This is a genomic window from Xanthomonas hortorum pv. cynarae (genome assembly GCF_002939985.1).
In the GTDB taxonomy this organism is placed as follows: domain Bacteria; phylum Pseudomonadota; class Gammaproteobacteria; order Xanthomonadales; family Xanthomonadaceae; genus Xanthomonas; species Xanthomonas hortorum_D.
On record NZ_MDFM01000003.1, the window covers coordinates 51141 to 74064 of the forward strand.

A 22924-nucleotide genomic window follows, 5' to 3' on the forward strand; every position below is an offset into this window, starting at 1 on the left:
GCGAAGAGGTCAGTGGCCAGACAACCAGACAAGGTCAGGGCCGAATGGATCAGCAGCGAATGGAGTCAGAGGCCGGGCTCGCCGGCACCGCAGGAGGCGCGGATCACCAGCTCTGGCGTCAGCAACTGGCGGATGCCGTCGTCGTCGCCGGTCTGGTCGACCAGCCGCATCAGCCGGGTCATCGCCTGCCCGCCCAGGTGCGCGATGCTGACCCGCATCGTGGTCAGTGCCGGATGGACGAAACGGGCCAGCGGAATATCGTCGAAGCCCGCCAGGGCCACATCGCCGGGCACCGAGACATCGGCCTGCGCGAATGCGTACAGGCACCCCAGCGCGGTCATGTCGTTGGCGGCGAACACCGCATCCGGCAACGTGCCGTCGGCCAGCATCGCCAACCCGGCGCGGTGACCGGAGGCCTCGTCGAAGTCGCCCGGATATTCCAGACCCTGTGCTTGATCGCCATGCGCGGCGATCGCATCGCGGAACCCGCGCAGGCGTTCGCGCGCATCGAAATTAAGCGCCGGACCGCCGATGAAGGCGATGCGCCGATGGCCGGCGCGCAGTAGATGCTCGGTCATCGCCATGGCGCCGGCATGGTCGTCGATGCTCAGTACCGGATAATCGGCACCGGGCAGATGCGCATTGATCAACACCGTCGGCAGCGCCTGCGGCAGGTTGTCGGTGAGAAAACCCGGCTGCTCGGCGTAGGGAGACAGCACCAGCAAGCCGTCCACGCGTCCGCGCATGGACTGCAACGCCCTGCCCTGCGCTTCCGGGTCGCCGTGATAGCTGGACACCAGCAAATGCTGGCCGGCGGCGCGCGCCGCACCATCGATGCCGCGGATCAGTTCGGAAAAGAATTCGCCGTACAGATCCGGCAGCACCACGCCCAAGGTCTGTGTGCGTCGGCTGCTGAGGCTGCGCGCCGCCGCATGCGGGCTGTAGCGCAACCGCGCGGCGACTTCCTGCACCAACTGGCGCACCGGCCCGGCGACGTTATCGTGCCCATTGAGCGCACGCGACACCGTTGCGACGGAGACCTGTGCTTCCCGAGCGACATCTTTGATGGTGACCGCACCATTGGCCATTCGTGTCGCCCTCCGCGACCGAGTTCCCGAAACTGGCGCGGACTGTAAGCGTTTTCATATGAGGGCGTAAACCCCCATCTTCACATCAATGAAAACGCTTACAGATCAAATAGCTGCAGGTGATGAATAGGTGAAAGATTGTGCTGCGTCGCAACAATCCCGCCCTGTCGTGTCCACCAGCGAAGCACAACGTGGATCACGGTTGGGGTAGTTTGTTCCGCCATGTCAGGGGACAGTCGACCCCGTAGGAGCGCACCTGGGCGCGACGGGCCTCACCGATAACCCCTGTCGCGCCCAGGTGCGCTCCTACGAAGGCTGACCTGGTTACCCCGCCTCGCCCGGCGCAAACGCCTCGATCGACAAGGCATGGATATCGGTCTGCATCATCTCGCCGACTGCGGCGTACACCGCCCGGTGGCGCGCCAGCGGCGCCTTTCCAACGAACGCGGCACTGACCACGCGCACATTGAAATGCCCGCGCCCATCGCGCGCACCGGCATGCCCGGCGTGGCGATGGCTGTCGTCCACCACCTCCAGCTCGCTCGGCGCCAGGGCCGTCTGCAACGCGGTGCGGATCCGCTCGACCCGGCTCATGGCAGCACCCGCCGGAACGGGCGGACCTCGGTGCGCACATAGACGCCCGCCGCTACATACGGATCGGCATCGGCCCAGACGCGCGCCTGTTCCAGCGATTCGAATTCGGCAATGACCACGCTGCCGCTGAAACCGGCCGGGCCCGGATCCTCGGCATCGATGGCCGGGCATGGGCCCGCCACCAGCAAGCGGCCGGACGCCGCAAGCGCCTGCAAACGTGCCAGATGCGCCGGTCGCGCCTGCTGCCGCGCCGCCAGCGCCTCGGCCTGGTCATACCCTTCGATTACGTACCACACACGCCACCTCGCCAAAGACTTGAAGATCACTGCCGGAGATTCTAGCCGTGTCAGCGCTGGACACCGCCCCCGCGCACGCATTACCCTTGGCACCACTGCACACGCAACCGGACACAGCGGCCCGTCGGCCCAGGCCCCACGCCTCACTCGACGACCGGTTCGCTGCCTACCACCGGCCCGTGTAGACGACCTCCTCGCTGTTCCGTCGCCGCATGCCACGTGGCGCCTGTTTTCATGTGGATTGGCGTATGTGGATTTGTGGGATCGTGCCGGCACAGGTGCGACATTAGATTGCAATTACTCAAGGCAAAGCCCTGCAGGCGCGGCTCAGACCGCGGCCAGCGACCGTAACACCCGATGTCGACCTGATGAATTCCGAACTCGCGCACGACGCGAATCCGCCAGCCACAAGCGCGCCGCCACAGCAGCAGGAAATGCCGCTGGCGGTGGTGCATGGGCAACCGGTGTTGCAGATCCCGCAGGATCTGTATATTCCGCCGGACGCGCTGGAAGTCATCCTGGATGCCTTCGAAGGTCCGCTGGATCTGCTGCTGTATCTGATCCGCCGCCAGAATCTGGACATTCTGGATATCCCCGTCGCCGAGATCACCCGGCAGTACGTGGACTACATCAATGTGATGCAGGAGCTGCGCTTCGAACTGGCGGCCGAGTATCTGGTGATGGCCGCGATCCTGGCCGAGATCAAATCGCGCATGCTGTTACCGCGCCCGCCCAGCCAGGAAGGCGAAGAGAATGATCCGCGTGCCGAGTTGGTACGCCGGTTGCAGGAATACGAACGCTTCAAACAGGCCGCCGAAGATCTGGACACCCTGCCCCGCATGGGCCGCGACAGTGCGCCGGTACAGGCGCATCTGCCCGAGCGCGCAGCGGTCAAGCTGCCGCCGCCGGTGGAACTGAAAGAAATGCTGATGGCGCTGTACGACGTGCTCAAGCGCGCCGAGCTGTTCACCGGCCATGCGATCAAGCGCGAGGCGCTGAGTGTGCGCCAGCGCATGGGCGATGTGCTGAGCCGTCTGGACGATGGCAAGTTTTACCGTTTCGAATCGCTGTTCACTGCCGAAGAAGGCAAGCTCGGCGTGCTGGTCACCTTCCTGGCGCTGCTCGAATTGGCCAAGGAGCAGTTGCTGGACATCGTGCAGGAAGCGCCGCTGGCGCCGATCTACGTGAAGTCGTTGGCGTTGGGCAATACCAATGCGCCGTTGCAATTCTCCAGCGAATTCGACGACAGCGATGCCGCCAACGAACCTATCTGAAGCCGATCACCGAATGGATCAAGCGCTGATCACCCGCATTATCGAAGCCGCCCTGTTGGCGAGCAGCCAGCCGCTGACGCTGGCGCAGCTGCAGGGCTTGTTTCCCGAAGAAGAGCCGGCGCCGCCCGGCAGCGTCGAGCGCGCGCTGGAACTGTTGCGCGAGGGCTGCGCCGACCGCGGGGTGGAACTGGTCGAGGTGGCCTCGGGCTTCCGCTTCCAGGTCAAGGCCGACGTGCATGGCTGGGTTGCCCGGCTGTGGACCGAGCGCCGCACCAAGTACACCCGCGCCACGCTGGAAACCCTGGCGCTGATCGCCTACCGCCAACCGATCACCCGCGGCGAGATCGAGCAGGTGCGCGGCGTGGCGGTCAGCAGCAACATTATCCAGGCCCTGGAAGAACGCGAATGGATCCGCGTGGTGGGTCACCGCGACGTGCCCGGCAAGCCGGCCCTGTTCGGTACCACCAAGGGGTTTCTGGACTACTTCGGGCTCAAGCGATTGGACGAGCTGCCGCCATTGTCTGAGTTGAAGGACATCGCCGAGCTGGAACCGCAGCTGCCGCTGGACCGCGATGGTCAGCTGGATGGCGCAGTGCCGGCATCGGTGGCGATGGATGCAGCGCTGGGTGAGATGGATGCCGATGCGGCTGACGCGGACTCAGAGGGCGACAGCACCGATGCCGAATTGGATGAAGAAACACACGAGGCCGGCGATGCAGACAACGCTGCCGATGCCGAAGACCCGATCGACGCAACACCGCAACACGCCGAGCAGGCCTCGGCGCAGGACCAGAACACGTTGGACCCAGACGACGCCCGTGAGGGCGCCCCCGACACCGCGCCGGGCACGCGCGCGGATGCAGTGAACGAAGACGAAGACAACGCCGTCGCGACGACGACCGTGGCTGTTGACGAAGCCGATTCCGACCCAGAGGCCGACCCGCAACGCGTCGGCCGGAGCCAGACACATGAGTGACACCCCCCGCAAGCTGTCGTTGAACAAACTCTCCCTCAAGCGCGACAGCGCGCCCGAAGCGCCCAAGCTGGAAGAGCGCCTGCACAAGGTGCTGGCCCAGGCCGGCCTGGGGTCGCGCCGCGCGCTGGAACAGCGCATTGCCGATGGCCTGATCAAGGTCAATGGCGCCGTCGCGCAGACCGGCATGTCGGTGCGCAGCGGCGACAAGATCGAGCTGGACGGCCGTAGTTTCGTCGCCAGCGCGCTGACGGAGCCCTCGCGCGTGCTGATCTACAACAAGCCCGAAGGCGAAGTGACCACGCGCGAAGATCCCGAAGGCCGCCCGACCGTATTCGAGTCGCTGCCGGCATTGAAGGGCTCGCGCTGGATCGCGATCGGCCGCCTGGACATCAACACCACCGGCCTGCTGCTGCTGACCACCGACGGTGAGCTGGCCAACGCGATGATGCATCCCTCTTACGAGGTCGAACGCGAATACGTGGTGCGCGTGCGTGCGCCGGAAGGCGAGGACAAGGTCTCCGACGCCATCATCGAGCGCCTGTCGCGCGGTGTGCTGCTGGAAGACGGCGGCGCCAAGTTCGACGAGATCGAGCGCATCGGCGGTACCGACTCGCACGACTGGTTCCGCGTGGTGGTCAAGGAAGGCCGCAACCGTGAAGTGCGCCGCCTGTGGGAGTCGCAAGGCTGCCAGGTCAGCCGCCTCAAGCGCAGCCGATACGGCAAGATCTCGCTGCCGCGCGAGTTGCTGCGTGGGCAGTCGGTCGAAGTGGCGCAGGAAAAGGTCGACGCCCTGCGCGCCGAACTCAAGCTGGAAGAAGGCGCACCGTCGGCACTGACGCTGCAGCCGGTGATCGGCCAGCGCCGTGCGGCCAAATCCACCGTGCACGTCTCGCGCGATGGCCGCAGCAATGCGTACGTCAATGGCCAGACCTCCGGTGCCGACGAAGGCCGCGAGCTGCGGCGTTTCGACAATCCGCGTGACGATCGTGGCGGCCGTGGTCGCGGCAAGCCCGGTGGTTTCAAGGGTGGCCTGACGGTCAGCGGCGAAGCGGCCGCGCGGCAGTCGCAGCAGCGCCCGTTCAAGCCGCGCGCGCCGGGCAAGGGCGATCGCGCGTTGCCGGACGGCAATCCGGCCGCGTTCCGCAGCTGGTATGTGCCCGATGGCGTGAGCACCGGCCCGAGCGGCCACCGCAACGCCGGCCCCAGCGGTCCCGGCACCGGCCAGGCCCGTCCGTACGCCAAGAAGGGTCCGGGCGGCGCGCGACCGGGTGCAGGCGGCCAAGGTCAGGGTCAGGGTCAGGGCCGTGGCGGTGCTGGCGGCGGCGGTGGACAAGGCCAGTCGCAGGGTCAAGGCCAGGGTCAGCGCAAGCATCCGTACGGTCACCCGGGCAACGCACCGAGCTTCCCGTCCGACCACGCCAACCCGGGTTTCAGCCCGTATGGCGCGGCACGTCCGGCAGCTGGTCGCCCGACCGGTGCGCGTGCAGGCGGCCCAGGCGGCAACCGTGGACCGGGCGGTAATCGCGGTCCCGGTGGCCCGGGCGGCGCTCCACGTGGCCCAGGTGGTCCGGGTGGTCGTCCGCCGGGTGGCGGCAACCGTCGGCCGCCAGGTGGTGGCAATCGCGGTCGCTAAGCTACAAGACGCGCAATAAAAAAAACGGCCCTGCGAAGGGCCGTTTTTCGTTTCTGCTTGGATCACGTCCGCTTGAATCACGCGATACATCGAAGTAAGCGCGAAAATATTAACTGTGGCTCGCACCAGCGAACCGGCACGCGAGGCAGCTTTAGCGCGGCCAACAAGTGATCTGCGGCTTGGCTGCAGGGCCCTTGCCCGCCCACCATCGCGGGACACGCCGCAAGTACGTCCGTGTAGGCTCTTACGCGGCATCCATGCCGCGTAAGGTCCCGCGACGGTGGGCGGGCAAGGACCGGTCGAGATGGTCGGTATGCGTAGTTACGAGCAGTGCGTGTTGCACGGCCGTCCGATGCGCGTGTTCAGTGCCGTCTTCAGCGCGATCTGCTGCGCCTTACTTGCGACGCTCGATCACGAAGTTGCCTACATTGACGCCCAGATCCACGCCCTCGCCCGTTCCCGCCAGGGCCAGCGAAATGTCGCCCTTGGTGACGACCTGCGCGGTGCTGGATTTGACGATGCCGGCGTGCGCTTCGGCCGCCGCGTAGGTGCCGAGCAGATCATTGAGGCTGTAGGCGCCGCTGAAGGTGCCGCGGCCGCCGGTGATCTTGGACTTGCCAACCGTCAGGCCGCCGCCCTTGCTGGAGATCTTGACCGGAATCACTGCACCGTTGTCGCAGGTGATGGTGCCGGTGCCGCTGGCGGTCTTGTAGAACACCGACCAGCCTTCCAGATTGAACGACAGTTTGCAGTCGATGTTGCCTGCGGCCTGCGCCTGCGGTGCGAGTGCGGCAGCGCCCAGCAGCGCGAAAAGAGAAAGCGACTTGATCATGTGGGCATTCCGGTTGATTAACGTGGCGCCGAGCCTAGCAGCGCCGACGTGGCAGTCGCGACAACTTCCGGGCATCGCACAGGCGACCGTTCAGCGAATGATTGCCGCTGCCGCCAGGCGTGCCTGGTGGTGCAGGAAGCGCCTTGCGCATGGGATGATCGCGGCATGCTGCGCACCGCTCACCTCACCCTGTTGACCGCCCTGTTGTTGCCGTCCGTGGCCATTGCCGGCGAGGCCATTCCGACCCAGCGCTACACTGTGGTGAAGACCTATCCGCACGACACCGGCGCGTTCACCGAGGGCCTGTTCTATCTGGACGGATACCTTTACGAAAGCACCGGGGAACTTGGCCGTTCCAGCGTACGCAAGGTCGAGCTGCACACCGGCCGCGTATTGCAGCAAGCCACGACACCGCCGCCCTACTTCGGCGAAGGCATCGTGGCCTGGCGCGACAAGCTGATTCAACTGACCTGGCGCAATCAGCAAGGCTTTGTCTACGACCTGGCCACCCTCACGCCGCGTACGCGTTTTGCGTACTCCGGCGAGGGCTGGGCGCTGACCAGCGATGCCAGCAGCCTGTACATGAGCGATGGCAGCTCCACCATCCGCCGCCTCGATCCGGAGACGCTGCAACAGGTCGGCAGCATCAAGGTCACCGCCAGCGGCAGGCCACTGGACAACCTCAACGAGCTGGAATGGGTGAAAGGCGAGTTGTTGGCAAATGTCTGGCTGACCACGCGCATCGCACGCATCGACCCGGCCAGCGGCAAGGTGGTCGGCTGGATCGATTTGAAGGCACTGGTGCCGGATGACCAGACACTGACGGATCCGGGCAACGATGTGCTCAACGGCATCGCCTATGACGCCAAGCACGATCGCCTGTTCGTGACCGGCAAGCATTGGCCGAAGCTTTACGAAATTCGGCTGGCTGAGTAGCCGGGATTGGGGATTGGATATTCGGGATTCGGGATTGGCGTAAGCGACATTGGCGCAGGCAGCAGCATGCCCGCAGTTGCGAATCCCTAATCTCTAATTCCTAATCCCAACCGCCTACTCCGTCAACGAAAACGTATCCGCATCCAGCATCGCCGGGAAGCGCGCGCGATGCTCGGCCAGCGCCGACGCACTGATGGTGGTGGTGACCACCTGCGGCCGCTCGCGAATTTCCACCTGCGGCTGGCCCAGGAAATCGATCACCGCGCTATCGCCGGCGTAGTGCAGCTGATTGCCATCGACGCCGACGCGGTTGACCGCCGCCACAAAGCACAGGTTCTCGATCGCACGTGCGCGCAGCAGCGTCTTCCACGCATAGGCGCGCGCAGACGGCCAGTTGGCCACGAACAGTTGCAGATCGAAATCCAGCTGGCCCGGCCGCTCGACATCGTAGCGATTGCGGCAGAACACCGGAAAACGCAGGTCGTAGCAGACCTGCGGATTGATCCGCCAGCCCTTCCATTCCACCGTCAGGCGATCGCGCCCGGCCGCGTAGCGCAGATGCTCGTTACCGAAGCGGAACAGATGGCGTTTGTCGTAGGACTGCAGCGCGCCATCCGGGGTAGCCCATAGCAAGCGGTTGAACACGCCTTGTTCGGTGCGCACCTGCACGCTGCCGGTGACGGCGGCCCCCAGCATTTCTGCCTGTGCACGGATCCACGCCACCGTGGGGCCGTCCATGCCTTCCGCCTTGAAGATGGCATCGTTGGAGAACCCACTGGTAAAGGTCTCCGGCAGGATCACCAGATCGGTCTGCCCGACCAACGGCTCCAACAACGCGCCGTAGTAATCGCGATTGCCGGCCGGGTCATGCCAGCGGGTGTCACCCTGGACAAGCGAGATGCGAAGGTCGTGCATGGTTGAGGCTCGGGAATGGAGAATCGGGATTCGGGAATCGGGAATCGGGAATCGGGAATCGGGAATCGGGAATCGGACGGCGAGTTTTCGTGCGGCTTCATGGCATCAGGCTTTCTGCGGATTCAGATCGAAAGCGACCAACCGGCTTTTCGATTCCCGAATCCCCATTCCCGATTCCCCGCCCCTCAGAGCTGCTGCAAGCGCTTGATCGCCGCATCCAGCGTCGCATCGTTCTTGGCAAAGCACAGCCGTGCCAGACGCTGGCCAGCGGGCGCGGTTTCATAGAACGGTGAGAGCGGAATCGCCGCCACGCCCTTCTCCACCGTCAGCCACTTCACGAACTCGGTGTCGGGCAGATCGCTGATGGCCGAATAATCCACCAGCTGGAAATAGCCGCCAGGCACCGGCAATGGCTTCAGACGTGTGGTCAGCAGCTGTTCGCGGAAACGGTCGCGCTTGGCTTGGTAGAAGGCGCCTAGTTGCTCGTCGTGTTCGGGTTCGTCGCGGATCATTGCGGCAAACGCATGTTGAGCCGGGCCGAAGCTGGTGAAGGTGTTGTACTGGTGCACCTTGCGGAACTCGGCGCTCAGTGCGGGCGGTGCGATGGCGTAGCCGATCTTCCAGCCGGTGCAGTGATAGGTCTTGCCGAAGCTGGAAATCACGAATGCGCGCTCGCGCAACTCCGGCCAACGCAACACAGACTCGTGACGGCGGCCGTCGAACACGATGTGTTCGTAGACCTCGTCCGAGAGCAGGAAGATCTCTGTGCCGCGCAGCAGTTCGGTCAGCGTCTGCATGTCGGCGGCAGACAGCATCGCGCCGGACGGGTTGTGCGGCGAGTTGATCAGCAGCAGGCGCGTCTTCGGCGTGATCGCCGCGCGCAAGGCATCCCAATCGACCGCGAAGGTCTGCGGATCCAGCGCCACGTGCACCGCGCGCGCGCCGGCCAGATCGATCGCCGGCTCGTAGCAGTCGTAGGCCGGGTCCAGCACGATGACCTCCTCGCCTGCACGCACCACCGCGTGGATGGCGTTGAAGATCGCCTCGGTGGCGCCGCTGGTGACGGTGATCTCGCTGTCGGCATCGACCTGCGCGCCGTAGCAGCGCTGCGCCTTGCCGGCGATGGCCTGGCGCAAGGCCGCCACGCCGGTCATCGGCGGGTACTGGTTGTGGCCGGCCGCCATGGCCTTGGTCAGTTCATCGACCAGCCGCGACGGCACTGCGAAATCGGGAAAACCCTGGCCCAGATTCACCGCGCCGTGCTCGGCCGCCAGCTGCGACATGACGGTGAAGATGGTGGTGCCCACCTTGGGCAGCTTGGTCGTGAGGGACATCGTGCCGGTCCGGACAAGAAACGGGGGGACCGCGAGTGTACGCAAAGCCGCCAGGCGGTTGCGCCCGGCCGGTGCAAAACAGCGTTCCCGGACACATCAGGCCGCCCCACTCGCCCCCGGCACCGGGCCATCGTCGCTACAATGCGCGCCCAGTCTGGAGCGTGCCATGCCCAGGCCCTTCCCCATGCCGTCCTGCGACGGGAGCCCGCTGCGCCGATGATCGAACCGCTGCACACTGCGCCACCGCTGCTGGCCGCGCGCGCCCTGGCCTTCAGCCGCAACGAGGAGCCGGTGTTCGGCCCGCTGGATTTCCATGTCGATGCCGGCGAGGCCTTGCTGGTGCAGGGCGACAACGGCGCCGGCAAGACCACGCTGTTGCGGGTGCTGGCCGGGCTGCTGCATGTGGAGCGTGGGCAGATCCTGATCGACGGCAAGACCGCGCGGCGCGGCGACCGCAGCCGCTTCATGGCTTATCTGGGCCACCTGCCGGGCCTGAAGGCAGACCTCAGCACGCTGGAGAACCTGCACTTTCTGTGCGGTTTGCATGGCCGCCGCGCCAAGCAGATGCCCGGCAGTGCGCTGGCCATCGTCGGCCTGGCCGGTTACGAAGATGCACTGGTGCGGCAATTGTCGGCCGGCCAACGCAAGCGCCTGGCATTGGCGCGGTTGTGGCTGTCGCCGGCCCCGCTGTGGCTGCTGGACGAGCCCTACGCCAACCTGGATCTGGACGGCATCACCCTGGTCAACCGGATGATCTCCGCGCATCTGCGCGGTGGTGGCGCGGCGCTGGTCACCACCCACGGCGCCTACGCGGCGCCGCCGGTGCGCACACGCATGCTCACGCTGGAGGCGGCGGCATGAGCCTGCATTCGCCACAACCCTCGCTATGGCAGGCCGCGCGCGCCTTGCTCAGCCGCGATCTGCAATTGCTGTGGCGGCGCCGCAGCGACGCGCTGCAGCCGGCCCTGTTCGCGCTGCTGATCGTGGTGTTGTTCGCGCTGGGCCTGGGCGGACGCCCAGACCTGCTGGCGCAGGCCGCGCCAGCGGTGTTGTGGTTGTCGGTACTGCTGGCCGGTTTACTGTCGCTGGATGCGTTGTTCCGCAGCGATGTGGAAGACGGCTCGATGGAGCAATGGCTGCTGGCGCCGGTGCCGTTGGCGTGGCTGATCGCGGTACGCGTGCTGCTGCACTGGGCGACCAGCGCGTTGCCGCTGATTGCGGTGACGCCGCTGCTGGGCGAATTGCTGCACCTGCCACATGACCAACTCCCCGTGTTGCTGGCATCGTTGGCGCTGGGAACACCGCTCTTAAGTTTGCTCGGCGCCGTGGTTGCAGCGCTGACGGTGACGATGAAACGCTCTGGTATTCTCGTGGCGTTGCTGGCGTTGCCGTTGTATGTGCCGGTGCTGGTGTTTGGTGCCGGCAGTGTTGCGGCAAGTGGACAAGGACAGGATGCGGTGGGTGCGTTGTTGTTGTTGGGCGCCGGTTTGGTGATCGGTGTGGTTCTGGCGCCGCTGGCTGCGGCTGCCGCGATCCGTATTTCGCTGAGCTGAGTGTGTGATCGATGCCGTGGTGATGAGGCGCACAGCGCCGAGCGCCATTGCAGTTGCAAGCGCTATTTCAGTTGCAAGCGCCCCTGCTGTTTCGAGAGCTAATGCCATTCCAAGGGCTACTGCCATCGTATGAACGTCGTCGTCCACTGGTTCCACCAACTCGCCTCCCCCCCAATCTTCGACCGTTTCACTGCGCGCTGGGCGCCGTGGTGCTATGCGCTGGCCGCGGTGCTGCTGGGCGTGGGCATCTGGCAGGCCTTGTTCGCGGTGCCGGCCGATTACCAGCAGGGCGACAGCTTCCGCATTCTCTACATCCATGTGCCCAGCGCGTGGATGAGCCTGTTCGTGTTCGGGCTGATGGCACTGTATGCGGCGATTGCGCTGATCTGGCGTATCAAGATCTGCGAAATCCTTGCAATGGCCTGCGCGCCGATCGGCGCTGCGTTCACCGTGATCACCTTGCTTACCGGCAGCATCTGGGGCAAGCCGATGTGGGGCGCCTGGTGGGATTGGGACCCGCGCCTGACCACCGAATTGATCCTGCTGTTTCTGTATCTGGGTGTGATCGGCCTGTATCACGCCATCGACGATCGACGTCAGGCGGCGCGCGCCGCGGCATTGCTGGCGATCGTCGGCGTGGCGCTGCTGCCGGTGATCCGCTATTCGGTGGTGTGGTGGAACTCGCTGCATCAAGGCCAGAGCATTCGCCTGCTCGGCCCCTCGACCATCGATGCGAGCATGCTGCTGCCGCTGTGGCTGATGGTGATCGGCACCAAGTTCTGGTTCGCCGGGTCGCTGCTGACGCGCGCGCGCGCCGACAACCTGCGCCGCGAGGCCGGCAAGGCCTGGGTCGTGCGCGATGCCCCGGAGGGCGCGGCATGAGCTACCTGCCCTACGTCATCGCCGCCTACGCGGTGTTCGTGCTGGTACTGCTGTGGGACCTGGTCGCCGGCCGCTGGCAGGTGCGCCGTGCCTTGAAGATTGCGCAGGCGCGGCGCCTGCGCGAGCGCAAGCGCGCGGCGGTGCCCACCGATGCGGAGCTGATCCGGTGAACCAGCAACGGCGCCGCCGGATGTGGTTGGTGATCGCGCTGGTGCTGGCCGGCGGGCTGGCGACAACGCTGGTGGCGATGGCGCTGCAGCGCAATGTGGCCTATCTCTACACCCCATCGGAAGTACTACGCGGCGACGCCGGCGAGCACGCGCGCTTCCGGCTGGGCGGCATGGTGGAAAAAGGCTCGTTCAAACGCGCCTCCGGCTCGCTGGAAGCGCAGTTCCGTGTTACCGACGGCGATGCACAGCTGGCTGTGCGCTACGACCGCATCCTGCCGGACCTGTTCCGCGAGGGTCAGGCGGTGGTGGCCACCGGTCGCATGCAGCAAGGCGTATTCGTGGCCGAAGATATCCTGGCCAAGCACGACGAGACCTATATGCCGAAGGAAGTCGCCGACAAGATGGGCAGCGCGCATCGCAAGCACGATGTGCCGGCGGCGGCGGACCAGGCTGGAGGGCTGCGTTGATGGGATGCGTTAGGGCGGTGGCATTGCTGCAACTTGATGGCTTGCGCAGTAGGAGCTTGGCCGACACCGTCGCGGTGCATGCGCACCCTTGTACCGATGTTGCAGGGATGATACCCGGTCATTGCGCTCGGATGGATTGCACCGCTTCACGCTCACAAACATGCCTGCCCGATGCTGCCTGAGCTCGGTACCTTTTTGCTGATTCTGGCGTTGCTGGTGGCGTTGGTGCAGGCCGCACTGCCGCTGGCCGGTGCGCAGCGCGGACGCAGCAGCTGGATGGCGGTCGCGCGGCCGGCAGCCCTGGTGCAGCTGGGCCTGATCGCTGCGGCATTCGCGCTGTTGACGCATGCCTTCCTGGTGCAGGACTTTTCGGTGCGCTACGTCGCCGAGAATTCCAACAGTTTGTTGCCGGTGATGTATCGCTATTCGGCGGTGTGGGGCGCGCACGAAGGCTCACTTCTGCTGTGGACGCTGGTGCTGGCGCTGTGGACCGGTGCGGTGGCGCTGTGGTCGCGGCAGCTACCCGCGCATGTCATTGCCCGCGTGCTCGGGGTGATGGCGCTGGTGAGTATTGGGTTCCTGGCGTTTTTGCTGTTCACCTCCAATCCGTTTGCGCGGTTGTTTCCGGTGCCGCTGGAAGGCGCCGATCTGAATCCGCTATTGCAGGACCCCGGCCTGATCATCCATCCGCCGATGCTGTATTGCGGCTACGTCGGCTTTGCGGTGCCGTTCGCCTTCGCCATCGCCGCGCTGCTGGAAGGCCGGATGGATGCACGCTGGCTGCGCTGGACGCGGCCGTGGACCAATGTGGCCTGGGCGATGCTCACCGTCGGCATCGCGCTGGGCAGCTGGTGGGCGTACTACGAACTGGGCTGGGGTGGCTGGTGGTTCTGGGACCCGGTGGAAAACGCCAGTTTCATGCCGTGGCTGGTGGGCACCGCGTTGCTGCATTCGCAGGCAGTCACCGAAAAGCGCGGCAACTTCGCCAGCTGGACCTTGTTGCTGGCGATCGCTGCATTTTCGCTATCGCTATTGGGCACGTTCCTGGTGCGCTCGGGCGTGCTGACCAGCGTGCATTCGTTTGCGGCCGATCCCTCGCGCGGGCTGTTCATTCTGGTGTTCCTGCTGGCAGTGGTGGGTGGTTCGCTGGTGCTGTACGCGATACGCGCACCGCGCTTGTCGTTGGTCAATGACCCGCGCCGCGCATTCGCCGCCAGCTCGCGCGAGACCTTGTTGCTGTTGAACAACCTGCTACTCACCTGCGCCTGCGCGATGGTGCTGCTGGGCACGCTGTATCCGCTGCTGGCCGACGCACTGGGTCTGGGCAAGTTGTCGGTGGGGCCGCCCTACTTCGGCACGCTGTTTGTGGTGTTGATGGCGCCGCTGGTGGCGCTGTTGCCGTTCGGCCCGCTGACCCGCTGGCAGCGCGAGCAGGCCTCGCGCCCGTTGGCGATGCTGGCGCCGTGGGCGGGCCTGGCGATTGCCGCAGGCGTGCTGGCGTGGTTCACCGCACCGCAGGGCCAGTGGAAAGCGGCGATCGGTGCGGCTGGCGCGGCCTGGGTGCTGCTGGGCACGCTGCGCTTCCTGTGGACACGGCGTGCGGCCAAGGGGCGCAAATTCACTGCCGAAATGCTGGGCATGGTGTTGGCGCATCTGGGCGTGGCGGTGTTCCTGGCCGGCGCCTTGCTGGTGGAATCGCTGAGCCTGCAGCGCGAGGTCGCCTTGGCGCCCGGTGAGCAGATGCAGATCGGCCGCTACGCGCTGCACTTCGATCACGTCGAAGAATTGCGCGGCCCCAATTACGTCTCCGATCGTGCCAACCTGCAGGTGTTCAAGGACGATGCGCCGGTGGGCCTGCTGCATGCGGAAAAACGCCGCTACGCCAGCGGCGGGCAGACCTTGACCGAGGCGGCGATCCGCCCCGGTCCGTTCGGCGATCTGTATGTCGCCCTTGGCGAACCGCTGGGCAATCAGGCCTGGGCGGTGCGCGTCCACCTCAAACCGTTCGTCCGCTGGATCTGGCTGGGGGCGCTGCTGATGGCGCTCGGTGGCCTGGTCACCGCGGCCGACCGGCGTTTTCGTCGTTCTTCGGAGATCCAAGATGGTTGAGTCACGTTCGCCCCGCCTGCCCACTGCCGTACTCGTGGGTGCCATCGTGCTGCTGCTCGCGCTTGCAGCGCTGCTGGTCTACGCGGTGGTGCGCTCCGGTCAGGACGATCGCGATGCCCTGCCCTCGGCGCTGATCGGCAAACCGGCGCCGGAGTTCGCGCTGCCGCTGCTGCACGACCCCAGCATCGTGGTGCACGCACGCGAGCTGCGTGGCGCCCCCTACATCATCAACGTGTGGGGCAGCTGGTGCCCGGCCTGCCGCGAGGAGCATCCGGTGTTGAGCCGCTTTGCGCTGACCAAGCGCGTGCGCGTGATCGGCTACAACTGGAAGGACGAGCGCACCGATGCGCTGCGCTGGCTGGAACAACTGGGCAATCCGTATCTGCTGGTTGTCGCCGACAAGGACGGCCGTACCGCGATCGACTTTGGTATCGCGGCGGCACCGGAAACCTTTCTGGTCGATGGGCGCGGCGTGGTGCGCTGGAAGTACAGCGGCATGCTCACCCAATCCATCATCGACACCCAGCTGATTCCGGCGCTGAGCAAGATCGAACGCTCGCCCAGCGCCGCACCGGATCTGCACACCAGCCGATGATGCGCGCCTGGCTGCTGACGCTGCTGTTGTTGCCCTGGCTGGCCCTGGCCCAGCCGGTCGGCGACCCGGCGCCGCTGCGCTATGCCTCTGCCGAAGAAGAAGCACGCTTCCACGCATTGACTGCCGAATTACGTTGCGTGCAATGCCAGAACCAGTCGCTGGCCGACTCCAATGCGCAAATCGCCCAGGACCTTCGCCGCGAAGTGTTGGCGTTGATGCACGAAGGCCGCAGCGATACGCAAATCCGCCAGTTTCTGGTCGCCCGTTACGGCGAGTTCGTGCTGTATCGGCCACGCGTCGAATCTAGAACGTGGTTGCTGTGGTTCGGCCCGCTGCTGGTGCTGTTGCTGGGTGCCGGCGCCGTTGTATTCGTGGTGCGCCGACGCAGCGTTGCTGCGCCCGCCTTGCCCGCCGATGAGCAGGAGTGGTGATGGTCGGCTTCGTCGTTGCAGTGGTGGTGCTGGCCTTGCTCGCGTTCGCCGTGGCGCTGCGGCCGCTGTGGGGCCAGACGCGCGGACTGGCTGCCAGCGTCGCAGTGTTGTTGCTGGCGGCGAGTGCCGCGCTGTATTGGTTGGTCGGCACGCCGAGCGCGATCGAACAGCCGGCCAATCGACCGGCCACACCACGCTCTTTGGACGAAGCCATCGTGCAACTGCGCGCGGCACTGGCAAGCAATCCCGATCAAGCCGAAGGCTGGGTGTTGCTGGGGCGCTCGCTGTCCAGCCAGCAGAAATTCGCCGAAGCGCGTGATGCGTTTGCGCGCGCGGTTGCGTTGCGCCCGGATGAGCCAGACGTGCTGGTGGCTGCCGCGCAATCGCGCATGCTCGCCGACGACAGCGGGCGCCCCGATCCGCAGGCCATGCGTCTGCTCGAACATGCGTTGGCGGTGCAACCGGACCATCAACGCGCACGCTGGTTTCTGGGTGTGGTGCAGCGGCAGGCCGGTCAACCAGCCAAAGCCAGCGAGACCTGGACGCCGTTGCTCGCTGTGGTCGATGCCAACACGCGCCCCGGCCTGCTCGAACAGATCAACGCCGCACGTGGTGAGGCCAAGCTGGAACCGATCCAGGCGCCGGCTGCGCCTGCTGCTGCAGCCAGCGGCAAACGCATCCAGGTGCGCGTAACGCTGGATGCCGAGTTCGCCAAACGCGCCGGATTGCACAGCGATACCAGCGTCTTCGTGATCGCACGCGCCGCAGACACTCCCATGCCGGTGGCGGTGGAAAAACACACGCTCAGCGAGTTGCCGTTGACCATCACCCTGGACGATGGTGACAGCCCGATGCCGACGCGCACGCTGTCGTCGCTGGACAAAGTGCAGGTGCTGGCACGGGTGTCGCGCAGCGGCAACGCGATGCGCCAGGCCGACGATGTGGAAAGCGCGCCAGTGATGGTGACACTGCCTGCCGACGCGCCAGTGGAGTTGGTGATCGGGCGCTGATTGCTCGCCACGTTTCGTTGCGACGCTTGGGCCAATGGACGAAGAGCGGCCACAAAACGTAGCGCGCAGTCGTAAGGCCGATGTGGACGGCGCCGAGGAATCGGAGTGTCACTTATCACATGCCGCACCGAGTAACGGCTGCGCCATCGTTGTGTTAGCTGCCACCACCGTCATCTGGATGGTCCCAAGCCGCGTTGGTCGAGGGCGCGATGCCCTCGCCGCTCGCGGGACACGCCGTAAACCCATCCATGGGGCTCGGTGGCGACATCCATGCCGCCACACGGTCCCGCAATCGGCAAGGACACCGCACCAGGAAGTTGGTCGGTAGCCAAGTAAAAAGCGGTCCATCTCGCGGGTTGCATTGGCTTGCGAGTACGGGCTGCAACCACATGAGATCTAGCGCATTAGAAGTACATTGCTTTCACCATGCACACCGACCATCTCGACTGGTCCTTGCCCGCCCACCGTCGCGGGACCTTACGCGGCATGGATGCCGCGTAAGAGCCTACACGGACGTACTTGCGGCGTGTCCCGCGAGGGTGGGCGGGCAAGGGCCCTGCAGCCAAGAAGCAGATCAGCCGCTCTGAAGGCTGACATCAAGCAGCGCAAGGGCTCAAACCCATTCCCATCCTGCACCCGGCGCACGCCATGGCAGATAGAATTGCGACATGACTGAATTCATCCCCCCCGGCACGCGCTTCCACTCCCTGCCCTCGCCGTTTCCGATGAAGCGTGGCGGCGCGCTGCACCAGGCGCACGTCGCCTACGAAACCTGGGGCACGCTGACCGCCGACCGCAGCAATGCGGTGTTGATCGTCACCGGACTGTCGCCGAACGCGCATGCTGCGGCAAATCAAGCCAGCCCCGAACCGGGTTGGTGGGAAGCGATGCTCGGGCCAGGCAAGCCGATCGATACCGAGCGCTGGTTCGTGGTGTGCGTCAATTCCCTGGGCAGTTGCAAGGGCTCGACCGGCCCGGCCTCGATCGACCCCGCCACCGGTGCGCTGTATCGCCTGACATTTCCGGAGTTGTCGATCGAAGATGTGGCCGATGCCGCAGCCGATGTCGTGCGCGCGTTGGGCATCGAACAACTTGCCTGCCTGATCGGCAACTCGATGGGCGGCATGACCGCGTTGGCGTTGCTGCTGCGGCACCAAGGCATTGCGCGCAGCCACATCAACATCTCCGGCAGCGCGCAGGCGTTGCCGTTCTCGATCGCCATCCGCTCGCTGCAGCGTGAAGCCATCCGCCTGGATCCGCACTGGAACGGCGGCCACTACGACGACACCCGTTATCCCGAATCGGGCATGCGTATGGCGCGCAAACTCGGCGTGATCACCTACCGCTCCGCGCTGGAATGGGACGGTAGGTTTGGTCGCGTACGATTGGATTCCGAGCAGGCTGCCGACGACCCTTTCGGCCTGGAATTCCAGGTAGAAAGTTATCTGGAAGGCCACGCGCGCCGCTTCGTGCGCTTCTTCGATCCCAACTGCTATCTGTATCTGAGCCGCTCGATGGACTGGTTCGATCTGGCCGAGTATGTCGACGACAAACCGGTCATTGACGCCGGAGTCGATGGCCAGCAAGTCGATAATTCACACCTCGCCGCCAAGCCAGACACAGGAGTCTCGACCGACGCCACGGTGCTGGCCGGCCTGGCGCAGATCCGCATCGCGCGCGCGCTGGCGATCGGTGCCAACACCGACATCCTGTTTCCCGTGCAGCAACAGGAACAGATCGCCGAAGGCCTGCGCGCCGGTGGCGCCGACGCACAGTTTTTGGGGCTGGATTCGCCACAAGGCCACGACGCCTTCCTGGTCGATTTCGCGCGCTTCGGTCCGGCCGTGCGCGACTTTCTGGACGCTTGCTGATCTCCAGAACCGCGCAACGGCGTCGTGCCCCGCCGCAGCATCGTGGACCGCCGCGCAAGACGCTAGCCATGCTGTTCTTGATCGGCATGGCAGCGATAGTGGTTGCAGGTCGACTGCCGGCGCTGCTGGCACTGTGGTACGCGGCCGCCAGTGTGGTGGCGATGATCGTCTACCGGCGCGACAAGAGCGCAGCACAGCGCGGCCCGCAACGCACACCGGAAACGAGCTTGCACATCATCGCGCTGCTCGGCGGATGGCCGGGGGCATTGTTTGCGCAAGGGCTGTTCCGACACAAGTCCAGCAAGGCGGCCTTCCAGCTGCGGTTCTGGATCATCGTCGTGGTAAACGTCGCCATGTTGTTTGTGGCATTGCGCCAGCCTGCACTGATGAATGCGTTACACGCGTTGCTGGAGTGAGCGACGCGCGTGCGATGCCGGTGCGTGCAAAAAATCGATGCCAAGACCTACAACACCTCACCCACACGGCATGGCATGGGCCGCCACCTATTCGCTGCTGGCGCATCGAAAGAAACGCGTCAGCGCAACAGTTCCAACACGCCCGCGCGCATGCGATAACGCCGATGCACCACACCAGCCGGCACGCTGTCGTGGGTGATCATCACCAGGCTGCGCTCGCCGAGTGCAGCGGAGAGATCCAGCAGCAACGCGTGTGCGGTGTCCACGTCCAGGCCGTCGGTGGGTTCGTCCAGCAGCAGGATCGGTGCGTCGCGCAGCAGCGCGCGTGCCAGTGCGAGCCGGCGCGCCTGGCCGGCCGAGAGGGTGGCGCCGTTTTCGCCAACCCAGGTGTCCAGGCCGTTCTGTGCAGTTGCCCACTCGCGCAGCCGCACCTGATCCAGCACGCTCCACATGGCGGCATCGCTGGCGCTTGCATCGCCGATCAGCAGATTTTCACGCACCGTGCCGGCAAAGACCGGGGCATTCTGCGGCAGCCAGGCAATGCGTTGATGCCATTGCGTCTGCGCGAAGTGGCGCAGGTCGATATCGGCGTACGTCACCTGCCCGGCCTGCGGGTCCCACAAGCGCAGCAGCAACGCGGACAAGGTGCTCTTGCCGCTACCGCTGTCGCCGCTGATGGCGATACGCTCGCCAGGCGCCAGCGTCAGATCCAGCGCCTGCAACACCGGACGTACGCTGCCCGGCCACGCAAAGCTGACCTGATGCAGGTGCAGCGTGCCGCTGCGTGGCGCATCCGTTGCATGCGGAGGATCGATGACCGACGGCGCCTGATCGACGATGGACTGCAGGCGTTTGGCGGCAACGCGTGCGCTCTGCAGTGCCTGCAAGGCGAGCCCGGCGCCGGCCCAGACTTCCAGCAACGCCATGGTCAAAAACACTAAGCCGGCCGCCATTTCCGCCGCAATCAATCCGCGCTCTGCCGCACTCAACCCAAGCCACACCATGCCGGCCAGGCCGATGCCGCCACAGACGGCGTGCAGCAGATTGCCGCCGATCAAGCGACGGCGCTGAATGCGGTCGCCATCGACGACGGCCGCCGCTGCTGCATCGACCTGATGCAGCCAGGCACCTTGCGCATCGACAGCAGTCAGATCGGCTACACCTTCCAGCCCTTCGAAGGCCTGCGTCCGCAACGCGGTGCGTTGCTGCGCACGCAGCTTTTCGCGCTGCGCACCGCCGCGTGCCACCTGCCACGGCACCACGCCACCGATGACCACACCGAGCACCATCAGCAACAGCGCGGCGGGCGGATAAATCAGCGCCGCTGCCCCCGCACCGGCAAGCCAGATCCCCAGCAACGCGGTCAACGGCGCCAGCGCACGCACGCTCAATCCATCGACTTCGCCGATATCGGACATCAGCCGCGCCAGCAGATCGCCGGTACGCGTGGCCGACAACCGGCCTGGCGCAAGCGGCAACGCACGGCGGAAGAACCACACGCGCAGGTCCCGGGCGATACGCAGGGTGGCATCGTGGCCGATCAATTTTTCGCCGTAGCGCGAAACGATGCGCGCAAAGGTCAGCGCGCGAATGCCGGCCGAGGGCGAGAAGAAATTGAAACCCGTGCCCATGCCGGCAACACCCGCCAATGCAGCGGCGGTCAGAAAACTGCCGGACAGACCGAGCAAGCCAACGCCCGCCAGCATGGTGACCAGCACCAGCAGCGCCGACAGCAGCAGGCGCCAGACATGCCGGCGAAACACATCGCGCAGACGATCGGGGGGCGTGCTGTTCATGGCAGCTCCGCTGCGACGGTGGCGCCGCGCAGATCGATCACCGTATCGGCCCAGCGCATCACTGCAGCACTATGCGTGGCCAGGATCACCGCGCGGCCGCGTGCGAACACGCCCAGCGTACGCAGCAACTCCGCTTCGGTGTCGGGGTCGAGAAAGGCGGTGGGCTCGTCCAGCAGCAACAGGTCCGGCTCGCGCAGCAACAGCCGTGCTAGCGCCACGCGCCGCGCCTCGCCACCGGACAGCCCGAAGCCGCGTTCGCCGATCACCGTGTCCAGGCCGGCCGGCAATTGCGCGGCAAACCGCAGTACCTGCGCCGCGTCGGCCACTGCATGCAGCCGCGCATCGCTGGCCTGCGGATCGGCCAGGCGCAGGTTGTCGGCGATGCTGCCGTGAAACAGATACGGCCGCTGCGTGGCATAGCCAATGCGTGCACCCGGGCGCAACACCACGCTGCCCGCCTCGGGCGCGAGCCAGCCGGCCAAGCCTTCCAGCAACGTGCTCTTGCCGCTACCGCTTGCACCGATCAACGCCACGCGCTGCCCCGGCTGCAAGATCAGCGAAAAATGCTCAACCACCACGTGTGGCGCACCCGGTGGACGCAGCGCCAGTCCACGCGCCTGCAACAGGGGTGCATGTGCCTGCGCCGGTTCCAATGCACGCGGCGGCACCGTGGCCGCTTGCGCGATTGCGGGCGGCGCGAAGCCTTCCAGCAAGCGCTCGGCTTCGGCCACCGCCGCCAGCGCATTGGCACGGTCGTGGTAATGCGCGGCCAGCCGCCGCAGCGGCGCAAAGAATTCCGGCGCCAGCAGCAGGCAGAACATGCCCGCGCCCAGCGTCGGCAAGCCGTGCAGATCGAGCATGCCCAGATAACTCAGCCCGAAGTACAGCGCCACGATCGCCACGCTCACCGAAGCGAAGAATTCCAGCACGGTGGACGACAGAAACGCGATCCGCAGCACCTTGAGCGAGCGCTCGCGCACGCCCTCGGCTGCGGCGGCAATGCCGCTCAACTCGGCCTCGCCGCGCCCGTACACACGTAGCAGGCCCAGGCCTTTGAGGCGATCGGCAAAATGCCCGCCCATCCGCGCCAGCTCGCCAAGTTGCTCGCGCCCCGCAGCTTCGGCGCCCCAACCCACCAGCATCATGAAAAACGGAATCAGCGGCGCAGTCAGCAGCAACACCAGGCCCACCACCCAGTCGACCGAAAACACCGCGATCAAAATCAGCGGCGGCACCAGCATCATCTCGGTGCGCGCGAGTTGGTAGCCGACGAAATAGCCTTCCAGCGCATCGGTGTGGGCCAGGCTCAATTCGCCCAGCTCGCCGCTGCGTTGGCGGCGCAACCACACCGGCCCGTGCTGCACCAGCCGGCGTGCGATGCGTGCCCGCAGTTCGCGTTTGGCCACATCGGCCACCTCGCCGGTCAGCGACTGCGCCCAGGCATTGAGCAAGGCGCGTCCGACCAGCACAGCCAACAACCCCAGGCCCACATCGCGTAAGTGCAGCAGTGGCAGATGCTGCACCAGCACCGCCTGCAACAACCAGGCGATCGCCGCTGCTTGCGCCAGCAGCAGCACGCCCGATACCGCGACCGCCACACCCGCCAGCCGCTTCGCACGCGCAGCCGGTGCGGCGAGCGCATCCAGCCATTGGCCGCGTTGACGGCGCTGGGCTGGCGTTTCGCTGGCTCGCACGCTGGGCTGGCTCACATCGCTCTCTAAGAGGACATCGTGTTGCAAGCGATTG

General features: G+C 65.7%; 23 protein-coding genes and 1 other RNA gene. 15 read left to right on the top strand and 9 right to left on the bottom strand.

Annotation, left to right across the window (positions count from 1 at the left end):
• Window positions 1-65 precede the first annotated feature (65 nt).
• The 3 genes from XcyCFBP4188_RS02880 to XcyCFBP4188_RS02890 form a co-directional block, all read right to left on the bottom strand.
• Window positions 66-1088, bottom strand: a complete 1023-nt coding sequence (locus XcyCFBP4188_RS02880) for a LacI family DNA-binding transcriptional regulator (RefSeq protein WP_006451820.1) — start codon at window positions 1086-1088, stop codon at window positions 66-68.
• Between the two features lie 324 nt (window positions 1089-1412).
• Window positions 1413-1682 (bottom strand): BolA family protein, encoded by a 270-nt coding sequence (locus XcyCFBP4188_RS02885; protein ID WP_006451821.1) that lies wholly within the window; start codon window positions 1680-1682, stop codon window positions 1413-1415.
• Window positions 1679-1978 carry a YciI family protein gene (locus XcyCFBP4188_RS02890; protein WP_023904159.1) on the bottom strand — a complete coding sequence of 100 codons (300 nt, stop codon included), beginning with the start codon at window positions 1976-1978 and terminating at the stop codon, window positions 1679-1681. The genes XcyCFBP4188_RS02885 and XcyCFBP4188_RS02890 overlap by 4 nt, the downstream gene beginning before the upstream one ends.
• A gap of 368 nt (window positions 1979-2346) precedes the next feature.
• Here XcyCFBP4188_RS02890 and XcyCFBP4188_RS02895 point away from each other — a divergent pair, with 368 nt between their 5' ends.
• From XcyCFBP4188_RS02895 to XcyCFBP4188_RS02905, 3 genes are read left to right on the top strand one after another with little or no spacing between them, the layout of a single operon-like run.
• Window positions 2347-3252, top strand: a complete 906-nt coding sequence (locus XcyCFBP4188_RS02895) for a segregation and condensation protein A (RefSeq protein ID WP_023904160.1) — start codon at window positions 2347-2349, stop codon at window positions 3250-3252.
• A gap of 13 nt (window positions 3253-3265) precedes the next feature.
• Window positions 3266-4228, top strand: coding sequence for an SMC-Scp complex subunit ScpB (gene scpB, locus XcyCFBP4188_RS02900; protein WP_006451824.1), 963 nt, complete (start codon window positions 3266-3268; stop codon window positions 4226-4228).
• Window positions 4221-5861 carry a pseudouridine synthase gene (locus XcyCFBP4188_RS02905; RefSeq protein ID WP_046932449.1) on the top strand — a complete coding sequence of 547 codons (1641 nt, stop codon included), beginning with the start codon at window positions 4221-4223 and terminating at the stop codon, window positions 5859-5861. The genes scpB and XcyCFBP4188_RS02905 overlap by 8 nt, the downstream gene beginning before the upstream one ends.
• A 394-nt stretch (window positions 5862-6255) precedes the next feature.
• Here the strand turns inward: XcyCFBP4188_RS02905 and XcyCFBP4188_RS02915 are convergent, their stop codons facing one another.
• A complete protein-coding gene (locus XcyCFBP4188_RS02915) occupies window positions 6256-6693 on the bottom strand; it encodes a hypothetical protein (protein WP_006452110.1) in 438 nt (145 codons plus the stop codon).
• A gap of 165 nt (window positions 6694-6858) precedes the next feature.
• Here XcyCFBP4188_RS02915 and XcyCFBP4188_RS02920 point away from each other — a divergent pair, with 165 nt between their 5' ends.
• Window positions 6859-7629 (top strand): glutaminyl-peptide cyclotransferase, encoded by a 771-nt coding sequence (locus tag XcyCFBP4188_RS02920; protein ID WP_006452111.1) that lies wholly within the window; start codon window positions 6859-6861, stop codon window positions 7627-7629.
• Window positions 7630-7743: 114 nt separating this feature from the next.
• On the opposite strand, the gene XcyCFBP4188_RS02925 is transcribed toward XcyCFBP4188_RS02920, so the two are convergent.
• Window positions 7744-8544, bottom strand: a complete 801-nt coding sequence (locus tag XcyCFBP4188_RS02925) for an amidohydrolase (protein ID WP_104591601.1) — start codon at window positions 8542-8544, stop codon at window positions 7744-7746.
• A 185-nt stretch (window positions 8545-8729) separates the two neighbouring features.
• A complete protein-coding gene (locus XcyCFBP4188_RS02935) occupies window positions 8730-9878 on the bottom strand; it encodes a pyridoxal phosphate-dependent aminotransferase (RefSeq protein WP_104591603.1) in 1149 nt (382 codons plus the stop codon).
• Between the two features lie 216 nt (window positions 9879-10094).
• On the opposite strand from XcyCFBP4188_RS02935, the gene ccmA reads away from it, so the two are divergent.
• The 9 genes from ccmA (at window position 10095) to XcyCFBP4188_RS02980 (ending at window position 17095) form a co-directional block, all read left to right on the top strand.
• On the top strand, window positions 10095-10739 hold the full coding sequence (gene ccmA, locus XcyCFBP4188_RS02940) for a heme ABC exporter ATP-binding protein CcmA (RefSeq protein ID WP_006452114.1): 645 nt from the start codon (window positions 10095-10097) through the stop codon (window positions 10737-10739).
• On the top strand, window positions 10736-11431 hold the full coding sequence (gene ccmB / locus XcyCFBP4188_RS02945; protein WP_006452115.1) for a heme exporter protein CcmB: 696 nt from the start codon (window positions 10736-10738) through the stop codon (window positions 11429-11431). Before ccmA ends, ccmB begins: the two co-directional genes overlap by 4 nt.
• A gap of 129 nt (window positions 11432-11560) precedes the next feature.
• Window positions 11561-12313, top strand: coding sequence for a heme ABC transporter permease CcmC (gene ccmC / locus XcyCFBP4188_RS02950; protein WP_006452116.1), 753 nt, complete (start codon window positions 11561-11563; stop codon window positions 12311-12313).
• Entirely contained in the window at window positions 12310-12483 is a 174-nt protein-coding gene (locus XcyCFBP4188_RS02955) for a heme exporter protein CcmD (protein WP_006452117.1), read from the top strand. Before ccmC ends, XcyCFBP4188_RS02955 begins: the two co-directional genes overlap by 4 nt.
• Complete coding sequence (ccmE, locus tag XcyCFBP4188_RS02960; RefSeq protein WP_043910239.1) at window positions 12480-12950, top strand: cytochrome c maturation protein CcmE; 471 nt, start codon at window positions 12480-12482, stop codon at window positions 12948-12950. Before XcyCFBP4188_RS02955 ends, ccmE begins: the two co-directional genes overlap by 4 nt.
• A gap of 171 nt (window positions 12951-13121) precedes the next feature.
• Window positions 13122-15059 (top strand): heme lyase CcmF/NrfE family subunit, encoded by a 1938-nt coding sequence (locus tag XcyCFBP4188_RS02965; protein ID WP_104591604.1) that lies wholly within the window; start codon window positions 13122-13124, stop codon window positions 15057-15059.
• Complete coding sequence (locus XcyCFBP4188_RS02970) at window positions 15052-15654, top strand: DsbE family thiol:disulfide interchange protein (protein WP_006452120.1); 603 nt, start codon at window positions 15052-15054, stop codon at window positions 15652-15654. The genes XcyCFBP4188_RS02965 and XcyCFBP4188_RS02970 overlap by 8 nt, the downstream gene beginning before the upstream one ends.
• Complete coding sequence (locus XcyCFBP4188_RS02975) at window positions 15651-16085, top strand: cytochrome c-type biogenesis protein (protein ID WP_006452121.1); 435 nt, start codon at window positions 15651-15653, stop codon at window positions 16083-16085. Before XcyCFBP4188_RS02970 ends, XcyCFBP4188_RS02975 begins: the two co-directional genes overlap by 4 nt.
• Complete coding sequence (locus XcyCFBP4188_RS02980) at window positions 16085-17095, top strand: tetratricopeptide repeat protein (RefSeq protein ID WP_006452122.1); 1011 nt, start codon at window positions 16085-16087, stop codon at window positions 17093-17095. The genes XcyCFBP4188_RS02975 and XcyCFBP4188_RS02980 overlap by 1 nt, the downstream gene beginning before the upstream one ends.
• A gap of 47 nt (window positions 17096-17142) precedes the next feature.
• Here the strand turns inward: XcyCFBP4188_RS02980 and XcyCFBP4188_RS02985 are convergent.
• A non-coding RNA gene (locus tag XcyCFBP4188_RS02985) (sX9 sRNA) lies at window positions 17143-17216 on the bottom strand.
• Between the two features lie 547 nt (window positions 17217-17763).
• Between XcyCFBP4188_RS02985 and metX the strand changes: the two genes are divergently transcribed.
• Both metX and XcyCFBP4188_RS02995 read left to right on the top strand, forming a co-directional pair.
• The gene (gene metX / locus XcyCFBP4188_RS02990) at window positions 17764-18966 is read left to right on the top strand and encodes a homoserine O-acetyltransferase MetX (RefSeq protein ID WP_006449405.1); all 1203 of its coding nucleotides are present in this window, start codon (window positions 17764-17766) and stop codon (window positions 18964-18966) included.
• Between the two features lie 86 nt (window positions 18967-19052).
• Complete coding sequence (locus tag XcyCFBP4188_RS02995) at window positions 19053-19382, top strand: DUF1294 domain-containing protein (RefSeq protein WP_248283107.1); 330 nt, start codon at window positions 19053-19055, stop codon at window positions 19380-19382.
• A gap of 119 nt (window positions 19383-19501) precedes the next feature.
• Here the strand turns inward: XcyCFBP4188_RS02995 and cydC are convergent, their stop codons facing one another.
• Window positions 19502-21178 (bottom strand): thiol reductant ABC exporter subunit CydC, encoded by a 1677-nt coding sequence (gene cydC / locus XcyCFBP4188_RS03000; RefSeq protein ID WP_006449407.1) that lies wholly within the window; start codon window positions 21176-21178, stop codon window positions 19502-19504.
• Window positions 21175-22917 (bottom strand): thiol reductant ABC exporter subunit CydD, encoded by a 1743-nt coding sequence (cydD, locus tag XcyCFBP4188_RS03005; RefSeq protein WP_104591646.1) that lies wholly within the window; start codon window positions 22915-22917, stop codon window positions 21175-21177. Before cydD ends, cydC begins: the two co-directional genes overlap by 4 nt.
• Between the last annotated feature and the right edge of the window lie 7 nt (window positions 22918-22924).